Origin of the sequence: Streptomyces tibetensis (assembly GCF_007655005.1) — a bacterium.
Taxonomy (GTDB): domain Bacteria; phylum Actinomycetota; class Actinomycetes; order Streptomycetales; family Streptomycetaceae; genus Streptomyces; species Streptomyces tibetensis.
The window spans coordinates 1-650 of sequence record NZ_SZVW01000063.1; the positions used below are offsets into that span (position 1 = coordinate 1).

At 67.8% G+C, this 650-nt stretch carries 1 protein-coding gene; it reads left to right on the forward strand.

The genetic code is table 11. From position 1 onward, the window contains the following. The coding region (locus tag FDO69_RS40925; protein ID WP_478132108.1) for an alpha-amylase family protein at positions 1-650 on the forward strand (650 nt) is incomplete at both ends.

Here is a 650-nt window from a genome sequence, read left to right on the forward strand (position 1 = left end):
ATGCGGAGAACCCGCCGAAGAAGTACCAGGACATCTACCCCATCGCCTTCGACGCCGACATGGACGGCCTGGTCGCCGAGACGGTGCGGGTGCTGCGGCACTGGATGGACGCCGGGGTGCGGATCTTCCGGGTGGACAACCCGCACACCAAGCCGGTGGTGTTCTGGGAGCGGGTGATCGGCGAGGTCAACCGCACCGACCCCGACGTGATCTTCCTGGCCGAGGCGTTCACCCGGCCGGCGATGATGCACACCCTGGCCCAGATCGGCTTCCAGCAGTCCTACACGTACTTCACCTGGCGCAACTCCAAGCAGGAGCTGACCGAGTACCTGACCGAGCTCTCCGGTGAGGCCGCCTCCTACATGCGGCCCAACTTCTTCCCCAACACCCCCGACATCCTGCACGCCTACCTCCAGCACGGCGGCCGGCCCGCCTTCGAGGTCCGGGCCGTCCTCGCCGCGACCCTCTCCCCGTCCTGGGGCATCTACTCCGGCTACGAACTGTGCGAGAACACCCCGCTGCGCGAAGGCAGCGAGGAGTACCTGGACTCGGAGAAGTACCAGCTCAGGCACCGTGACTGGGAAGCCGCCGAACGCGAGGGCCGCACCCTCGCCCCGCTGCTGACCCGGCTCAACACCGTCCGGCGGGAG